Annotated in this window: 18 protein-coding genes and 1 other RNA gene; 3 read left to right on the top strand and 16 right to left on the bottom strand. The window is 71.5% G+C overall.

What is annotated here, in order from left to right; all coding sequences use genetic code 11:
- A partial coding sequence (locus tag RMN98_RS18845; protein WP_309650355.1) for a hypothetical protein occupies positions 1–267 on the top strand: 267 nt, incomplete at its 5' end.
- 129 nt (positions 268–396) lie between these two features.
- Here the strand turns inward: RMN98_RS18845 and ssrA are convergent.
- From ssrA to RMN98_RS18885, 8 genes are all read right to left on the bottom strand, one after another.
- Positions 397–766: a transfer-messenger RNA gene (ssrA, locus tag RMN98_RS18850) on the bottom strand.
- A 20-nt stretch (positions 767–786) separates the two neighbouring features.
- Entirely contained in the window at positions 787–1,464 is a 678-nt protein-coding gene (locus RMN98_RS18855) for a maleylpyruvate isomerase family mycothiol-dependent enzyme (RefSeq protein WP_309650356.1), read from the bottom strand.
- A gap of 15 nt (positions 1,465–1,479) precedes the next feature.
- The gene (locus RMN98_RS18860; protein WP_309650357.1) at positions 1,480–2,361 is read right to left on the bottom strand and encodes an amidohydrolase family protein; all 882 of its coding nucleotides are present in this window, start codon (positions 2,359–2,361) and stop codon (positions 1,480–1,482) included.
- Positions 2,354–2,833, bottom strand: coding sequence for an SsrA-binding protein SmpB (smpB, locus tag RMN98_RS18865; RefSeq protein WP_309650358.1), 480 nt, complete (start codon positions 2,831–2,833; stop codon positions 2,354–2,356). Before smpB ends, RMN98_RS18860 begins: the two co-directional genes overlap by 8 nt.
- A gap of 41 nt (positions 2,834–2,874) precedes the next feature.
- Positions 2,875–4,104 carry a peptidoglycan DD-metalloendopeptidase family protein gene (locus tag RMN98_RS18870; RefSeq protein ID WP_309650359.1) on the bottom strand — a complete coding sequence of 410 codons (1,230 nt, stop codon included), beginning with the start codon at positions 4,102–4,104 and terminating at the stop codon, positions 2,875–2,877.
- Between the two features lie 93 nt (positions 4,105–4,197).
- Entirely contained in the window at positions 4,198–5,109 is a 912-nt protein-coding gene (gene ftsX, locus RMN98_RS18875) for a permease-like cell division protein FtsX (RefSeq protein WP_309650360.1), read from the bottom strand.
- Positions 5,109–5,801 (bottom strand): cell division ATP-binding protein FtsE, encoded by a 693-nt coding sequence (gene ftsE / locus RMN98_RS18880; protein WP_309650361.1) that lies wholly within the window; start codon positions 5,799–5,801, stop codon positions 5,109–5,111. The genes ftsX and ftsE overlap by 1 nt, the downstream gene beginning before the upstream one ends.
- A gap of 61 nt (positions 5,802–5,862) precedes the next feature.
- The gene (locus RMN98_RS18885) at positions 5,863–7,776 is read right to left on the bottom strand and encodes an alpha-amylase family protein (protein ID WP_309650362.1); all 1,914 of its coding nucleotides are present in this window, start codon (positions 7,774–7,776) and stop codon (positions 5,863–5,865) included.
- A 40-nt stretch (positions 7,777–7,816) separates the two neighbouring features.
- Here RMN98_RS18885 and RMN98_RS18890 point away from each other — a divergent pair, with 40 nt between their 5' ends.
- Both RMN98_RS18890 and RMN98_RS18895 read left to right on the top strand, forming a co-directional pair.
- Positions 7,817–8,452, top strand: coding sequence for a hypothetical protein (locus RMN98_RS18890; RefSeq protein ID WP_309650363.1), 636 nt, complete (start codon positions 7,817–7,819; stop codon positions 8,450–8,452).
- A gap of 64 nt (positions 8,453–8,516) precedes the next feature.
- A complete protein-coding gene (locus RMN98_RS18895) occupies positions 8,517–10,403 on the top strand; it encodes a zinc-dependent metalloprotease family protein (RefSeq protein WP_309650364.1) in 1,887 nt (628 codons plus the stop codon).
- A gap of 309 nt (positions 10,404–10,712) precedes the next feature.
- On the opposite strand, the gene prfB is transcribed toward RMN98_RS18895, so the two are convergent.
- From prfB to RMN98_RS18935, 8 genes are all read right to left on the bottom strand, one after another.
- On the bottom strand, positions 10,713–11,831 hold the full coding sequence (gene prfB / locus RMN98_RS18900) for a peptide chain release factor 2 (RefSeq protein WP_309650365.1): 1,119 nt from the start codon (positions 11,829–11,831) through the stop codon (positions 10,713–10,715).
- A gap of 44 nt (positions 11,832–11,875) precedes the next feature.
- The gene (locus RMN98_RS18905; protein WP_309650366.1) at positions 11,876–12,334 is read right to left on the bottom strand and encodes a CAP domain-containing protein; all 459 of its coding nucleotides are present in this window, start codon (positions 12,332–12,334) and stop codon (positions 11,876–11,878) included.
- Between the two features lie 92 nt (positions 12,335–12,426).
- The gene (locus RMN98_RS18910; RefSeq protein WP_309650367.1) at positions 12,427–12,885 is read right to left on the bottom strand and encodes a CAP domain-containing protein; all 459 of its coding nucleotides are present in this window, start codon (positions 12,883–12,885) and stop codon (positions 12,427–12,429) included.
- A 115-nt stretch (positions 12,886–13,000) separates the two neighbouring features.
- The gene (locus RMN98_RS18915) at positions 13,001–14,143 is read right to left on the bottom strand and encodes a ScyD/ScyE family protein (protein WP_309650368.1); all 1,143 of its coding nucleotides are present in this window, start codon (positions 14,141–14,143) and stop codon (positions 13,001–13,003) included.
- 107 nt (positions 14,144–14,250) lie between these two features.
- Positions 14,251–14,706, bottom strand: coding sequence for a Tad domain-containing protein (locus tag RMN98_RS18920; RefSeq protein ID WP_309650369.1), 456 nt, complete (start codon positions 14,704–14,706; stop codon positions 14,251–14,253).
- Positions 14,703–15,158, bottom strand: a complete 456-nt coding sequence (locus RMN98_RS18925) for a hypothetical protein (RefSeq protein ID WP_309650370.1) — start codon at positions 15,156–15,158, stop codon at positions 14,703–14,705. Before RMN98_RS18925 ends, RMN98_RS18920 begins: the two co-directional genes overlap by 4 nt.
- The gene (locus tag RMN98_RS18930) at positions 15,155–15,547 is read right to left on the bottom strand and encodes a TadE/TadG family type IV pilus assembly protein (protein ID WP_309650371.1); all 393 of its coding nucleotides are present in this window, start codon (positions 15,545–15,547) and stop codon (positions 15,155–15,157) included. Before RMN98_RS18930 ends, RMN98_RS18925 begins: the two co-directional genes overlap by 4 nt.
- Positions 15,548–15,651: 104 nt before the next feature.
- The coding region (locus RMN98_RS18935) for a zinc ribbon domain-containing protein (protein ID WP_309650372.1) at positions 15,652–16,245 on the bottom strand (594 nt) is incomplete at its 5' end.

The raw sequence follows: 16,245 nt of genomic DNA on the forward strand, positions 1-16,245 counted from the left end.
CACGTGCACGTCGTGCTCACCGCCGATCCTGCCGACGTCGCCGCATGGTTCCGCGACCGTCCCACCGACCTGCTGCACCACCGCCTCGCCGCGAGGACCGTCGAGGCGGACGGCGGGACGGCGGCGCTCGAGCGGTGGCACGAGGCGATGGCCGGGCTGGTGGTGACCGAGCCAGGCACGATCCTGCTGCCCACGGCACCGGGCGACGTCGAGGCGACGTACGCCGCCCTGCTCGCGGCGATCGAGCCGAGGGTCGACGAGGGCTGAGGGTCTGACCGGGCCCGGGAGGTCATCCGGACCGGTGGACACGTCTCCTCGATCCGCATGACGTCCCGGCGACCACCCGGACAGGACGAAGGCCCCCGCCGGGGCGGGGGCCTTCTCAACAGAGGGCTGTCGTGGAGCTGGCGGGAATCGAACCCGCGTCCTCGAGCGTCGAACCAGGTCTTCTCCGGGTGCAGTCCGTGCTGTCGTTTTCTCGGCCCCGACGCTCGCACGAACACGTCGCCGACAGGCCCAGTCAGGTTTGAGTCCCGATCATCCGCCCTGACAGCAGGTGATCAGCAAGTCTCCTAGATGACGCCAGGTTCCGGGACGGAGACGGATGCCCGGTCTGACGCTTCGATCACTGCTCAGGCAGCGAGAGCGAAGGAACTGCGCTTAGCGTTGGCAGTTATAGGTTTCCAACGATCGTTTACGAGATGACGTTGGCTCCTCGACCCGCTTCCCCTGGGACTAACGTCCCAAGTCGAAACCGATCAGCCCCTCTTGAGTTATGGGGACACTCTACTCGCCACCACCGACACGTCCTACCGGTGATGCCCGCGCCCACTCCCGCAACGTCTCGGCGCCGGGGCCGGCCAGCTCGTCGAGGCGCGGCGTACGGCGCAGCAGCGCGAGCGCGAGGGCGGCCGCCGGAGCATGGACCGCGTCACGGGCCGCGGAGCCCGAGCCGGCGTCATGGGACCAGTCGAGGTCGGTCGCGACGTAGCGCAACGGCGGGATCCGCCCGGGCAGGAAACCGATGCGGGCCTTCGACGACACGAGGAAGTCCAGCGAGGGCCGCCACCGCGCGGCGGGGCGCTCGTCGGTGAGCCCGAGCGGGATCAGGATGTCCTGCTGGTGCACCAGCGCGTCGGTGTAGGGACCGACGATGCCGATGATCGGAGGGGCTTGGCGCGAGTCGGCCTTCTCCCGCAGCAGTGCCACCAGCTCCGCAGGCGACTTCTCGGCGCGGCGGGCCGCCATCAGCACCGAGAGCCGGTCGGGGTTGCCGCGCGCGCGGACCATCGTGGTCAGCATCTCGACGGTGGAGAACTGGCAGGGCACCACGAGGTGGGCGGCCATGCCGTGCACGTCCCAGGCAGGGCAGAGCGTCCGCACCTGCCACTGCTCCGGCGTCAGGGTCTCGAGGCGGTCGGCGATCGCACGCCGCTCGTCGGCCAGGGCTGCAGCGATGTCCATGCGGACAGTGTCGCCTCAGAGCCCGAAGATCCGCACCCCGTTGTGCCAGCAGACCGCCCGCAGCCAGTCGTCGCCCAGCCCGGTCGCCGCCAGCCCGTCGAGCTGCTCGACGTAGGGATAGGGAATGGTCGGGAAGTCGCTGCCGAGCAGCACCTTGTCCTGCAGGTCGGCCAGGCGGGGCAGCAGTGCGGGGGGATAGTCCACGCCGAAGAAGTCGGTGAACACCATCGTGGTGTCGAGGTGGACCCGCTCGTAGGTCTCGGCGAGCACCAGGAACTCCTCGCACTCCGGCGCCCCCATGTGCGCGACGACGACGAAGAGCCGTGGGAAGCGCTCGAGCACGCGCCGCAGCGAGGTAGGGCCGGTGAACGCGTTGCCGACCGGGCCCGAGCCCGCGTGGATGACGATCGGGGTGCCGGCATCCTCGAGGATTCCCCACACCGGGTCGAGCAGCGGGTCGTCGAGGTGGAACTCCCCCACCTGCACGTGGACCTTGAAGATGTCGACGCCCGCCTCGACCAGCCCTCCGACGTACGACGGGGCGTCGGGCTCGGGGAAGAACGTCCCCGACCACAGCACCTCGGGGACCCCGGCCGCGAAGTCGCGCGACCAGTCGTTGAGGAAGCTCGCCACGCCGGGCTTGTGGGCATAGGGCAGCGTCGAGAAGCGGCGTACGCCGAAGTCGCGCAGCAGGTCGACGCGCTCCTGGTGGTCGAAGCGGTAGCGGATCGGCCAGTCGCGCCCGATCTTGGGACCGGCCGCGTCGAAGACGGCGTAGACCGCCCGCTGGATCGACTCGGGCAGGAAGTGCACGTGCACGTCGACGAGCCCCGGCAGCCCGAGGCCCTGCCAGAACGCCCGGACGGCGGCTCCGTCCGAGCGTGCGTCCTCAGTCACTCATGCCCTTCAGGCGACGCCCGACGGCCTGCTCGATCTCGCGGGTGGCCTGGCGCTCGGCGAGGGAGTGCCGCTTGTCCCACGACTTCTTGCCCTTGGCCAGACCGATCTCGACCTTGGCGCGACCGTCGATGAAGTAGAGCGACAGCGGGATGACCGTGAGGCCCTTCTCGTTGACGCGGCGCTCGATCTTGTCGATCTCGACGCGGTTGAGCAGCAGCTTGCGCTTGCGGCGGGCGGCGTGGTTGGTCCAGGTGCCCTGGGTGTACTCGGGGATGTGGACGCCGTGCAGCCACGCCTCGTGCCCGTCGATGTCCACGAAGCCGTCGACGAGCGACGCGCGTCCCATGCGCAGCGACTTGACCTCGGTGCCCTGGAGGACCATGCCGGCCTCGTAGGTGTCCTCGATCGCGTAGTCGTGTCGCGCCTTCTTGTTCTGCGCGACGATCTTGCGCCCCTGTTCCTTCGGCATCACACCAGTCTCTCAGGAGCCGTCAATCGGGTCGGCGCCGGTCAGAGGTAGTTCATCGGGTCGACGGGGCTGCCGTTGACCAGGACCGTGAAGTGCAGGTGGCACCCGGTCGACCATCCCGTGGAGCCGACGGAGCCGATCGTCTCCCCGCGCGCCACGGACTCGCCCTCGGAGACGTTGTAGCCGGTGGCGTGGTTGTAGACCACGGTGAGGTTCTTGCCGTTGACCTGCCCCAGGCTGAGGTAGAGCCGGTTGCCGTAGCTCGAGGAGTAGTAGATGTCGGTGACCGTGCCGCCGGCCACGGCGAACAGCGACTGGCCGCAGCCGGCGCCGAAGTCGGTCCCGTCGTGCAGTCCGTAGTAGCCGTAGATCGGGTGGACGCGGTAGCCGTAGGGCGAGGTGACGTAGCCGTTGACCGGGTTGCCCATGAGGCCACCGGTGTCCCCCTGGTAGCCCCCCTTGGGGTTGCGCGCGGCGGCGGCGCGTGCGGCCGCCAGGATCCGCTGACGGATCCGCTCCTCTCGACGCTGGAGCGCCTGCAGAGCCAGCTTGTCCTTCGCCTTGGCGGCGACCGCCTTCTCGCGGGCCTCGCGGTTGGTCTGCAGCAGCGTGATCACGACGCTCCTGGCCGTGCGGGCCTCCTCGAGCAGGTCGCGGACCAGGGCGAGGTTGGCGGCCGCGTCGGCGCGCCGCAGCTCCATGTCCTGCTTGGCGGTCCTGACCTCGCCCTCACGGACCCGCAGCAGGATCTCGGCCTCGTGCAGCCCGGAGTAGGCCCGGTCCTGGCTGCCCACGACAGCGTCGGTGGCCTCCATCCGGCGCATCAGGTCCTCGGGGCTGTCGGCGTCCATCAGCGACGCGAAGGCCAGCAGCTGCGGGTCGCCGTTCTCGTAGACGTCGTTGACGGTGTTGACGACCGTGACCCGCTGGGCCGCCAGCGCGGCCTGGCCGGCGATCACGTCGGCGCGGGCCTGCTCGAGGGCCTCCTCGGCCAGCACCAGCTTGGCCTGCATCTCGCGGTCACGGGCCTGGGCGGCAGCGAGTCGCGTGCGTACGTCGTCGAGGCGGGCCTTGGCGCTCAGCAGCTGCGCACGCGACGACTCGAGGGCGGCCGTGGCGCGCTGCACGCGCTTGCTGCCGGCGTGGACGTCGTCGTGGGCAGCCTCGATCTGCTGCTCGACACGTTTCTGCTTGCCCTTGAGGCCGTCGTCGGCGTTGGCGAGGGGGATCGCGAGCCCGCCCAGCGTGGCCGCGGCGGCAAGGGATGCCACCACGACACGCTGACGTGCTGCGCTGGGGAAGTAGCGCACAGGTAAGCCTTCGGCGTTCGGGGAAGTGAACGCCTCGACGGTAGTGGTTGAACGTCAGACTTTGATGTATTTGCGGGTCAACAGGAGTGTCGGGAGGAGCGTCAGCACCGGCCCGAGGATCCCGATGCCGATGAGCGTCACGTAGTACTCGTCCCAGCCGATCCACGGCATGAAGGTCAGCCCCTGCGCCGCGCGGTCGATGATCCCGAACTTCAGGAACGCCGCGAGGGCGCCGGCGGCCAGCGCCACCCCGAGGAACGCGGTGACGAGGGCCTCCATCAGGAAGGGCAGCGCGATGTAGAGCGTCGAGGCGCCCACCAGCCGCATGATGCCGATCTCCTTGCGTCGGGCGAGTGCCGCGAGGCGGATGGTGTTGGCCACGAGGAGCAGGGCGGCGAGCACGAGGAACGCGGCCGTGCCGATGGCGCCGTACTTGAGTGCGTCGATCGAGCTGAGGATCGGGCCGACCACGTCGCGCAGGTCCTGGATCCGAGCCACGCCGGGCAGGCCCCGGAGGGCGCTGGTGATGCCTTCGTACTCGTCCGGGTCCTCCAGCGTGATCCAGACCGACTCGGCCATGTCGTCGGCCGTGAGGGCGGCGTCGGGGCCCTCGAAGCGCTCGGGCCCGAAGAGCTCCTTGACCTTCTCGAAGGCCTGCGCCTTGGTCTCGGTGTACCAGTCAGCGACCTCGGGACTGTCCTCCACGACGCTGGCGATCTGCTGCTTCTGCGGGTCGGTGACCTCGGAGAGGCAGGCCGGGTTGTCGTCGCCGTCACGGCAGAGGTAGACGGTGATCTGGAGCTCGCTGCCCCACTGGTCGGCCGCCTTGACGGCCTGCTGGTTGAGCATGGCGCCGAGACCGACGAGGGTCAGCGAGACGAACAGGGTGAGCACGACCGCGATGTGCATGGAGACGTTGCGGCGCAGCCCCTGGCGGAGCTCGGTGAACGAGTGGCGCAGCTGCATCAGACCACCTGCGATCCGTAGCCGCCGCGCGCTTCGTCGCGCGTGATCACCCCGTGGTCGAGCTCGATGACGCGCTTCTGCATCTGGTCGACGACGTGCTCGTCGTGGGTGGCCATCAGCACGGTGGTCCCGGTCTCGTTGATGCGGCCGAGCAGCTTCATGATGCCGGCCGAGGTGGTGGGGTCGAGGTTGCCCGTGGGCTCGTCGGCGATGAGGATCATCGGCCGGTTGACGAAGGCGCGCGCGATCGCGACGCGCTGCTGCTCGCCACCGGACAGCTCGGTGGGCAGACGGTCCCCCTTGCCCTCGAGGCCGACCATCTCCAGGGTGCCGGGGACGACCTTGTCGATCTCGCTGCGGGACTTGCCGATCACCTGGAGGGCGAAGGCGACGTTCTCCGAGACGGTCTTGTTCTGCAGGAGGCGGAAGTCCTGGAAGACCGTGCCGATCTGGCGCCGTAGCCGCGGGACCTTCCACCCGGCAAGCCGGTTGACCTCCTTGCCCGCGACGTAGACCCGCCCGGACGAGGGGCGGCTCTCGCGCAGCACCAGGCGCAGGGCGGTGGACTTGCCGGAGCCGGACGTGCCGACGAGGAAGACGAACTCGCCCTTCTCGATGTCGATCGACACGTTGTCGAGGGCAGGCTTGCCCGGGCCGGGGTAGGTCTTGGAGACCTTCTCGAAGCGAATCACGTGAAACGACGTTAGCCGAGAAGGGCACCCTTCTGGGGACCCCGCCCCGCCCGCACCCCCGTCAGGCTGTGGCCTCGACCACCCACCACGCCGCGTAGGGGGGCAGCCAGACGTTGCCGTCGTGGCCGGCGGTGACCAGGCGCCCCCCGATCGCGTCGTACGGCGCAGCCAGGCCCGCCTCGTGAAGGCGCCGGAGCGGGAAGGGCCGGTGCTCGTCGGTGACGTTGTAGAGCCCGACGAAGGGCCCGCTCGCGTGACGTCGTACGACGGCGAGGATGCCGTCGTCGGTGTCCGTCAGCGTGTCGGTGGGCGCGGACGCGTGCAGCTGCGGGAGAGCGGCGCGGACGCGGGCGAGGTGGGCGATGGCGACGAACACCTGGCCGGCCGGGGTGTCGGCGCGGCCGCGCCGGGCCATCCGGGCCTCGTCGATGCGGGGGCGGTGGGCCCACCGGTTGTCGTCCTCGTGGCCGGGCTCCTCGGCCCACGCGGGGTCGTTGGGCTGGGCCAGTTCGTCGCCGCTCCAGATCACCGGGACCCCGCCCCATCCCGCGACGATCGCGTGGGCCAGGGAGATCCGCGCCAGCGCGCCTTCGACGTCCACCTCGTGCTCGCCGAGACCGGTGAGCGAGGCGACGGTGCCGCTGATGCGCCGGTCACCGGTGTCGGGGTTGGCCTGGAAGACCAGGCCCTCGGACCAGGAGCCGGGGAAATCCCCGGCGTAGAAGTCGCTGAGGAAGTGCCGGTGCGCGGGCCCGGTGAGCCCGACCGCGGCGGCGTCGCCGTCGTCGATGGCCCACCCGATGTCGTCGTGGCAGCGGACGTAGGTGATCCACGTGCCGCTCGGCGGCGTCGGCGGCAGCGCGGCGAGGGCGTGCCGGGCGAGCACGGTGTTGCGGGTGGCGAGCATCGACCAGACCTGCACCATCAGGCTGTTGTGGTAGGCAAGGTCGCTGACCAGCCCGGTGTGCGGGCCGGTGCCGAGGTATTGCACGAGGTCACGCGGACCGACGATCGCCTCGGCCTTGAACAGCACGGCGGGCGCCGCGATCTTCGCCACCGTGCGCAGCGCCTGGGTGATCCAGTGGACCTCCGGCTGGTTCTGGCAGGTGGTGCCCATCCGCTTCCACAGGAACGCGATGGCGTCGAGACGCAGCACCTCGACGCCGACGTTGGCCAGGTCGAGGACGATGCGGGCGAACTCCACCAGCACCTCGGGGTTGGCCCAGTTGAGGTCCCACTGCCAGGTGTTGAACGTGGTCCACACCCAGCCGGCCGCCTCGTCGTCCCAGGTGAAGCTCCCGGGTGCGAAGTCGGGGAACACCTCGGGCAGCGTCGCCTCGTAGGCGTCGGGCAGCGTGCGGTCGGGGTGGATCAGGAAGTAGTCGCGGTGGGTCTCGTCGCCCGCGCGCGCCGCCGCGGCCCAGGCGTGCTCGCGGGCCACGTGGTTGAGCACCAGGTCGACGACCAGGCTGATGCCGCGCTCGCGCAGCCGGGCAGCGAGCTCGGCCAGGTCGTCCATCGTGCCGAGGTCGGCGCGGACGGCGCCGTAGTCCTGCACGGCGTAGCCGCCGTCGTTGTCACCCTCGCGCGGCTGGAGCAGCGGCATCAGGTGCAGGTAGGTCACGCCGAGCTCGTCGAGGTAGTCCAGACGCTTGCTCAGCCCGGGCAGGTCTCCGGCGAAGCGGTCGGTGTAGCAGGCGTAGCCGAAGCGGTCGGGCTGCTGGATCCAGTCGGGACGCAGCAGCCGCTGCTGGTCGAGGCGGTGCAGGTCGGGCGAGCGCTCGGCGTAGGCGTCGGCGGCCGTCTCGACGAGCCGCAGGGCCAGGTCGGGGGTGGCGCGGTAGACCTCGCGCACGGCCCGGTCCAGGTCGGGCCACCACCGGTCGAGCCGCAGCAGGAAGGCCTCCTGGGCGGCGTCGCCCAGGGCCCCGAGGCGGGCGACCGCGGCGGTGCGGACGACATCGGGAGTGCTCACCCGTGCATTTCTAGCACCACTCGCTCCGTATCGTGTGCGGGTGCGCGCGCTCCGGACCCTCCTGATCGCCCTCGTGGCGACCGTCGTGGCCGTCACGGTGGGTGTCCTGGTCGTCGGCGGCGACGAGCCGGCCCCCGTCCCGCCCGCCGCTGCGCCTCCCCCGGCGACCCTGTCGTCGCTCGACACGACCGAGCTGCTGGTCGCGCGCACCGACTTCTGCACGACGGTCCCCGAGGACGCCGTGGCCGATGCGGTGGCCGGCCCGGTCGACGAGGTGGTCGCCTACGGCAACGGCCGGCGCGCCCGGATCGTCGGCTCGCTGCGCGATGTCGCCCACGAGTTCAGCTGCGCCTGGAGCGCGGCCGACGGCACGGTCGCCCGCGCGTGGGTCTTCGCCCCCCCGGTCACCAGCGAGCGGGCCACGGCCCTCGCCGGGTCGGCCCGCCGCGACGCCGGGTGCGAGCCGCTCGCCGGCGCCCCGTCGTACGGCGTGCCCTCCGTGGCGCTCGAGTGCACCGAGGGCGGGAGTCGCCGTCAGTCCTTCCGCGGGCTCTTCGGCGACGCCTGGTTGACCTGCCAGCTGACCGCTCCCGCCGCGGTGCCGGCCGCCGAGCTGACCGAGCGCACCAGCCGCTGGTGCGCCGCCGTGGTCCAGTCCGCTGCGCCGCTCGACTGATCGATCGGCTGATGCGCGGGGCGTTCTCCTGCGAGGTGCGCCTACCCGGTCCTAGCGTGGCCACGTGCCTCAGCATCCCTCCCGGCGGATCCTCGCCAGCGTCGTCCTGACCTCCGTGCTCGCAGGCCTGGCAGCCCTCGACGTCCCCGCGTCGCTCGCCTCCGCGCCGGCGCCGGACCCGACCCACCGCACGAGCGTCTCCGGCAAGGTCTACGTGGTCGACCCGGCTCCGGACGGCATCGAGCCGCCGGCCGCTGCCCCCGAGGCGCGGGTCGCCCTGCGGCGCAGCTTCACCCTGCACAGCAAGCCCGGCTCGCAGCGCACGATCTTCCTCGACTTCGACGGGGCAGGCGTCAACGGCACCCAGTGGAACACCGACACCGGGCTCCCCGGCGGCACCCACCCGGCCTGGGACCCCGGCGGCAACGGCGCGTCCTTCTCCGCGGCCGAGCTGGCCACGGTGCAGGACATCTGGGCCCGGGTCGCGGAGGACTACGCCCCGTTCGACGTCGACGTGACGACCGCCGACCCGGGCGCCGCGGCGATCACCCGCTCGGGCTCCGCGGACCAGGTCTTCGGCACCCGCGCGCTCATCACCCCAAGCGACGCGGCCCTCGACGCGATCTGCGGCGGCGGCTGCGGCGGCGTGGCGTTCCTGGACGTCGTCGACGAGCCTGACGCACACAGCCAGTTCCAACCCGCCTGGATCTTCCCGCAGACGTTGATGGACGACCCCAAGGCGGTCGCCGAGGCCGTCAGCCACGAGGTGGGCCACAACTTCGGTCTCGACCACGACGGGCAGGGCGGCGCTGACTACTACGAGGGCCACGGATCCTGGGCACCGATCATGGGCGCCGGCTACGGCCGACCGATCACCCAGTGGAGCAAGGGCGACTACACCGGCGCCACGCGCTCTGGCGAGGACGACGTGGCGATCATCGCCGCCAACGGCGCGCCCTACCGCGCCGACGAGGACGGCGGCACGCGCGCCACGGCCAGCAGCGCGCTGCCGACCGGCGCGCCGGCGTACGTCTCGAAGCGCAGCGACGTCGACTACTACGCGCTCGGCACCTGCGCGGGTGCCGTCACGGTCACCGGCACGGTCGCCCCGGTCAGCCCCGACCTCGACCTGCAGGTGCAGCTGGTCGACGACGTCGGCGCCGTCCTCGCCACCGCCAACCCGGCCTCGGGCACCGTCGACTTCGACGTCGCCTCCGGGCTCGGCGCCACGCTGACGCAGAGCGTGCCCAGCGGCAGCTACTTCGCCGTGGTCGACGGTGTCGGCAACGGCTCGCCGTCGAGCGGCTACGACGACTACGGCAGCCTCGGCGCCTACCGCCTGGCCGTCACGGGCTGCGGCGGCGCACCCGACCCCGAGCCGGTGGCACCCGGTGCTCCCGGCTCCCCGACCGCGACCCGCAACGCGCAGACGCTCACCCTCACCTGGGCGGCACCCACCACGGGTGGACCGGTCAGCGGCTACGAGGTGCGCCTCGATGCCGGGGCGTGGTCACCCGCCTCCGGCTCGCTGACCCACGTGTTCGGGGCGGTCTCGTCGGCCGCCCACACCCTCGAGGTGCGCGCCACGAGCGCCGTCGGACCCGGCCCTGCCGCGAGCGTGGCCGTGCCGACCGTGGTCACCGCCCCCGGAGCACCGGCGATTGGGCAGGCGAGCCCCGGCGCTCGCGGCGGAGCCGTCACCGCGGTCGTGCGGTGGCAGCCCCCGACGAGCAGCGGCGGCTCGGCCGTCGACGGCTACCAGCTCGTCGCCTACAAGCTCACCAGTGCGGGCGCGGTCGTCCGCACCCTCACCAGCCAGGTCGTCGGCGCAGGCTTCCGCTCCGGCTCGCTCGGCCTGCCGTCCGGCCGCTACCGCTTCGCCGTGCGCGCGCGCAACGCCGTGGGCTTCGGCCCGCTCAGCGCGCGGTCCAACGCTGTCACCGCCCGCTGACCGCCGAGTCGGCGCGATGTTGCACGGCGTACGCCGAGTCGGCGCGATGTTGCACGGCGTACGCCGAGTCGGCGCGATGTTGCACGGCGTCCGCCGAGTCGGCGCAATGTTGCACCGCGTCCGCTGCATCACGGTATGTCGACGAACCGCCACTCCCCACGGCGTGCACCCCGTGGGAGGTGGCGCGTCGTCGTGGGAAGTTCCAGCCGGAGCACCGCTCGACCGTGGGAGGTGGCGCTTCGTCTGCATACCTTGATGAAGCGGACCCCCTGCCACCTGCAACATCGCGCCGACTCGGCGTACTGCCCGCTAGTTGGCCTCGGCCTTGTCGGTGCCCCGACGCCAGCGGATGCCGGCCTCGAGGAAGCCGTCGAGGTCGCCGTCGAAGACCGAGGTGGGGTTGCCGACCTCGTAGCCCGTGCGCAGGTCCTTGACGACCTGGTAGGGGTTGAGGACGTAGTTGCGCATCTGGTCACCCCAGCTGGCCTGCACGTCGCCGCGCAGCCCGTCCAGGTGCGCCTTCTCCTCGGCCTTCTTGAGCGCGAGCAGCTTGGCCTTGAGCACGACCATGGCGCTCGCCTTGTTCTGCAGCTGGGACTTCTCGTTCTGGCACGAGACGACCGTGCCGGTGGGGATGTGCGTGAGGCGCACCGCGGAGTCGGTGGTGTTGACCGACTGGCCGCCGGGACCTCCGGAGCGGTAGACGTCGACGCGGATCTCCTCGTCGGGCACGTCGATCTCGTCGGTCTGCTCGAGCACCGGCACGACCTCGACCGCGGCGAAGCTGGTCTGGCGACGGCCCTGGTTGTCGAAGGGGCTGATCCGCACGAGGCGGTGGGTGCCGGCCTCGACGCTCAACGTGCCATAGGCGTACGGCGCGTGGATGGCGAAGGTGGCCGACTTGAGGCCGGCCTCCTCGGCGTAGGAGGTCTCGTAGACCTCGACGGCGTAGTCGTGCTGCTCGGCCCAGCGGACGTACATCCGCATGAGGGTCTCGGCGAAGTCGGCTGCATCGACGCCACCGGCGCCGGCGCGGATCGAGACCAGCGCCTCACGGGCGTCGTACTCGCCGTTGAGGAGGGTGCGGACCTCGAGGCCCTCGACGGACTTCTTGATCCGGTTGAGCTCGATCTCGGCCTCGGCCAGGGCCGACTCGTCGCCCTCCTCGGCGCTGAGCTCGAGCATGATCTCGAGGTCCTCGATGCGGCTGGTCAGCGACTCGAAGCGGTCGACCTCGCCCTGGATCGCGGAGAGGCGACCGGTGACGCGGGTCGCGTTGGCCTGGTCGTCCCAGAGGTCGGGTGCGGCGACCTGATCTGCGAGGTCGGCGATCTCCGTGCGCATCGCGGTGATGTCGAGCACCTGCTCGATGGTGTGCATCGTCGCCTGGAGCGTCTTGATCTGGGTGTCGTAATCCGGTCCTGCCACAAGGGGCAAGGTTACGGGTCAGAGGTTGGCGCGTCGATCCGGGCTCAGGCCTTGCGGCCGAAGACCTGTGCGGCGTACCACGTGCCGTCCTCGCTGCGTCGTGCTCCGCTGCCGAGCAGACGGAACTGTCGGTCGAGGATGTTGGCCCGGTGGCCCTCCGACTGCATCCATCCCTGGAGCACCAGCTGCACGCCGGTGGCGTAGCCGTAGGCGACGTTCTCCCCTACCTTGCTCAACCCGCACTTCTCGAGGATCGGGCCGAGGTCCTGGTGGAACATCCGCTCCTGGGCGGCCATCCGCTTGGCCTGGCGCACGGCGAAGCCCTGGACGCAGGTGTTGCCGCGCAGCCTGACCCGGTCGCGCTGCACGCGCACCTGGTTGGTGGTCACCGTGATGGCGGTCTGGTACGTCGACTCGGGCGTGCGCGCCTGCGCTGGAGCAGCGGGGCTGGCGACCAGCACCGCGAGCACGACCACGGCTGCGGCCAGGATCCGAGAGAGCATGCGCCCGACGCTAGTGATCCGCCGGAGCGACCCGCATCCTCCGATCGGACGGTCCTGCGTGGCCCCCGCGTCGGTCCGCGGAGGACGACCGGTCAGCGCCGGCCGAAGACCTGCGCGGCGTACCACGTGCCGTCGGCGCCCCGGCGGGCTCCGACGCCGAGCAGGGCGAAGTCGCCGTCGAGGATGTTGGCCCGGTGGCCCTTCGACCTCATCCAGCCCTTCGTGACCACCCAGCTGCCCGAGGAGTAGCCGAAGGCGACGTTCTCCCCGACCTTGGTCAGCCCACAGGCCGTGAGGATCGGCTGGAGGTCCTGGTGGAACATCTCCTGCTGCGCAGCCATCCGCCTTGCCTGGCGTACGGCGAAGCGCTGAACGCAGCCGTTGACCTTCACCTTGGCCCGGTCGTGCGCGACGCGGGCCTTGTTGGTCGCGGTGAAGGCGGAGGACTGGTAGCCCTGCTCCGGGGTCCTCGCCTCGGCGGGACTCGACACCAGGAGCACCGCTGCGAGGGCCAGCGCCGTCGTCAGAGCAGCCAGGATCCGAGGGAGCATGGCTCGACGGTAGCGAGGAGGAGACCTCTCAGGGACCCTTTCGGGTGAAGCAGTCCCGGCCCGGGTGGGATCGGGCCGGGACTCAGGGGTGGGGCTCCTCTCCTCCTCGGTGGGCTCAGCGGTGCTTCAGGGCCACCTTGCTCAGCCCGCCCGGTCCGAAGACGGGGCCCGTGAGGTAGAGCGTGTCGTCGACCGCGTCGGCTCCCCCCGGAAGGATCAGCTGGCCGGCCAGGAGCTCGGTGATCGTGGGCGCACGGTGCCCGTCGTCGCGGTCATGACCGTGACCTCGAGCGCGCCCGATGCGCCACAGGGCGCCGACCTCGGAGCCGGCCACGCCGTTCTCGACGGCCAGCCAGCTCATCGTCGACAGGGACACCGCGTAGATGTTGCGGCGCTTGTCGGAGGCCAGGTCGACGATGGAGGTCAGGCCGTCGGCCAGCCGGGTGCACGCCCCGCCCCTCGGGGCCTCCGGGTCGCAGGTCGCGTCGATGGATCCCTTCTCGATCCTCCACACCTGGGACGTGCCGGGAGTGGCCGGGTAGCCGCGGAGCTCGCCCACGTAGTAGTCGCCGTCCTTGCCGACCGTCACAGAGGTGGCCACGGCCTCCGAGGGGATCATCGTCCCGGCCCCGGGCAGGCCGGCCGGAACCTCCACCGTGCGAGGTGCGAGTCGGGCGACCGTGACGATGGTGCCGTCCTCGAAGACCCGCAGCAGGTCGTTGCCGGCGGCGTCGGCCACGAGGACGCTGCCGTCGCGCAACGGTGCCAGGCCGAAGGGGTTGCTGTCGGCCGGCAGTCCTTCGAGGTCGTCGGGATCAGGGTCGGTGGCCTGGTAGGCGGCGATGTCGGCGACGGCCGCCGGGGCGAGGTCGCCACTGTGCCAGGCGTAGAGCGTTGCGCTGCCCGGAGCGCTCGGGGCGTCGGGTGGAGCGCCCCCGGTGAGGATGTAGACGGTGCCGTCGCGACCGCGTGCGACTGCGGGTGAGAAGTCGGCAGGGACGCTGCCGAGGGGGACCACGGTGGCCTCGGCGCGACGGTGCTCGACGACGAGGCTGAACGAGCCGTCGGCCTCGCTCACGAGGGTCTTGCCGCGCCCGAGGGCGTCGAGCCCGCGGGGACCGTCCAGCAGGGCCACGGAGCGCAGGGTTCCCGGACCGTGCTCGCGGTCGGCCTTGGCCTGGACCGGGAACATCAGCAGGGTGAGGGCGAGGATGAACGTGGCGGTGAAGGCCAGGACGAACTTGGGTTGCACTGACATGGCGCTCTCCAGATGGTCGACGTCGCGTGTACCCGTCTCCATCAAAGACCGCTCGGGGACGTCCAGGAACCCCCCAATGTGCGGGGGTTGACGGCTCCTTGGCGGGTCTAGTCGGGCGCGACGACGGCCGACCCGGTGGCGCCCACGACCGGCCGGTCGGGCGAGCCGGGCACCGTCAGCGGCAGGTCGAGCGGCGCGCGCAGGTCGACGACGACCCGGGTGGTCTCGACGCGGACGTCGAAGGAGAGGCCGGGGAAGCGCCGGTGGGCACCGACCTCGGCGAGGTAGGACCGCACTGCCTCGCGGGCCTGCGCCTCGGTGAGCTCGAGGCGGTCCTGGCTCACTCCACCCTCGTAGACATCGGTCCCGGTCGCCCCGAGGTCGGCGCCGCGCAGCGCCGCGCCGTCGGCGAGGGTGTCGAGGCCCTGGCGTTGCAGGTAGGCCGCGGACGCGTCGATCACCATCGCGATCGTCATCAGCAGGAAGACCGCGAAGCCGCAGATGAGGACGACCGACGAGCCCCGCTCGCCCCGCGGCGTACGACGGGTGGTCACGGCTGTCACCGGACCTCCCGGTACTGCCCGATCGGGACCACGTGGGTGGCGTCGAGGGCGAAGCTGGGCTTCTCGCCACCGAGGACCTCCGGCATCAGCGGCAGGTCGACGCGCGACGAGATGCGCACGGTGATGACTGCTCCCCCACTGTGGCAGCTGGTGCCGGGCGAGTCGCAGCTGACCGTGACCGTCAGCGGGGCGTCCTCGAGCCCCTGGTCGACCAGTGCCTGTCGCGCAGCCTGCTCAGCTCGACGCTGGCCTTCGGCGTCGGTGGGTGCCAGTGCGTAGGCGCGGCCCGCCGCACGCGCGGCCGCGCTCGTGCCGAAGGCCCCCTTCTGCACCTCGAAGACCGACAGCACGATCCAGAGCGTCGGGATGAGCAGGAGGATGCCCAACCAGGTCAGCTCGACCACGGCGCTGCCGCGCTCTGCATCGCCGGTGCGCTGCCAGCGCCGTGTCACGGCAGCTCCTCGATGGCGTGGCCCGCGACGTCGAGCTCGATGGCGGGCCCGCCCAGGCCCAGGGCAGGGACGCGGGCGTGGATGGTGACCTCCACGGCGGGAGCGCCGTCGATGAGCACCCGGCGTACGGACACGTCCTGGGCAAAGCGACCCGAGATCGCCTGGTCGACCTGCTCGCGCGTCAGGGCGACCCCGTCGCCCGGTCCGCGGTCGGCCGTCGCCGCGAGCCGCGCGCCCTCGGAGGCCGCGGCAGCCAGCGTGTTGCGGACGAACATCACCAGCGCGACCTGGACGATCCCGAGCACGACCGGCACGAGGACGACGATCACCAGCACGACGTCGACGACCGCCGCGCCACGGTGGGAGCGGGCGCGCAGCCGGTGGAGCACTACTGCACCGAGTTGAGCGCCGACCTCAGCATCGCCGTCAGCTCTTGGCGCGCGACGCCCCAGATCGCCATCACGATGCCGGCCGACATGACCGTGACTGGTGCCTAAAGACCCGGCCTGATCTCGGACGGCTCAACGATCCGGAACCGCGCCGGAGTCCCCGCCGAAACCAGCACGCAGTGCACCAGCCCACGCAGCGCCTCACGCCGCACCGTCACCGGCCACCGCTCCCACCCCGCGAGCAGCTCAACCGCCGCCTGCCCCGCGTGCGGCACCGCACGACGGCTCTCGCGCTGCACGTCGGCCAGCGACCGCTCCAGGTCGGCCGCCCGGTCCACGAGCTCCTGGCGGGCCTTCGTGTACACCGCCGGCGGCAACGGGTGCTCGGCGTCCTGCACCGCCAACCGTGTCAGCGCCTCATCGGTCCGCACCACCTGCCGCGCCAGGGCGTCCTCCTCGGCCTTCAGAGTGGTCCGGTGCGCCGTGAGCGGCCCGAGGCGCTCGTTGACCGTCTCGACCTGCTCGGCCAGAGCCTCGACGTGCTCGAGGACGTGGGCCTCGACGAGCCGGACGAGGACGTGCCCGCCGGCGCACCCGAGCGGCCCGGACTCGCGGGCCGTCTTGCACCTGTACTTCGGCTGGTGGTTCTCGCTGTACTGCCCGGCCACCATCGACCCGCCACATCTGGCGCACCGCAC

Source organism: Nocardioides sp. (assembly GCF_031397825.1).
Taxonomy (GTDB): domain Bacteria; phylum Actinomycetota; class Actinomycetes; order Propionibacteriales; family Nocardioidaceae; genus Nocardioides.

Bases quoted from the DNA above. Each gene is read 5' to 3' on its own strand.
- RMN98_RS18905 (WP_309650366.1), bottom strand. From the start codon at position 12,334: ATGCTCTCTCGGATCCTGGCCGCAGCCGTGGTCGTGCTCGCGGTGCTG.
- RMN98_RS18855 (WP_309650356.1), bottom strand. From the start codon at position 1,464: ATGGACATCGCTGCAGCCCTGGCCGACGAGCGGCGTGCGATCGCCGAC.
- RMN98_RS18915 (WP_309650368.1), bottom strand. From the start codon at position 14,143: ATGTCAGTGCAACCCAAGTTCGTCCTGGCCTTCACCGCCACGTTCATC.
- RMN98_RS18910 (WP_309650367.1), bottom strand. From the start codon at position 12,885: ATGCTCCCTCGGATCCTGGCTGCTCTGACGACGGCGCTGGCCCTCGCA.
- smpB (WP_309650358.1), bottom strand. From the start codon at position 2,833: ATGCCGAAGGAACAGGGGCGCAAGATCGTCGCGCAGAACAAGAAGGCG.
- ftsX (WP_309650360.1), bottom strand. From the start codon at position 5,109: ATGCAGCTGCGCCACTCGTTCACCGAGCTCCGCCAGGGGCTGCGCCGC.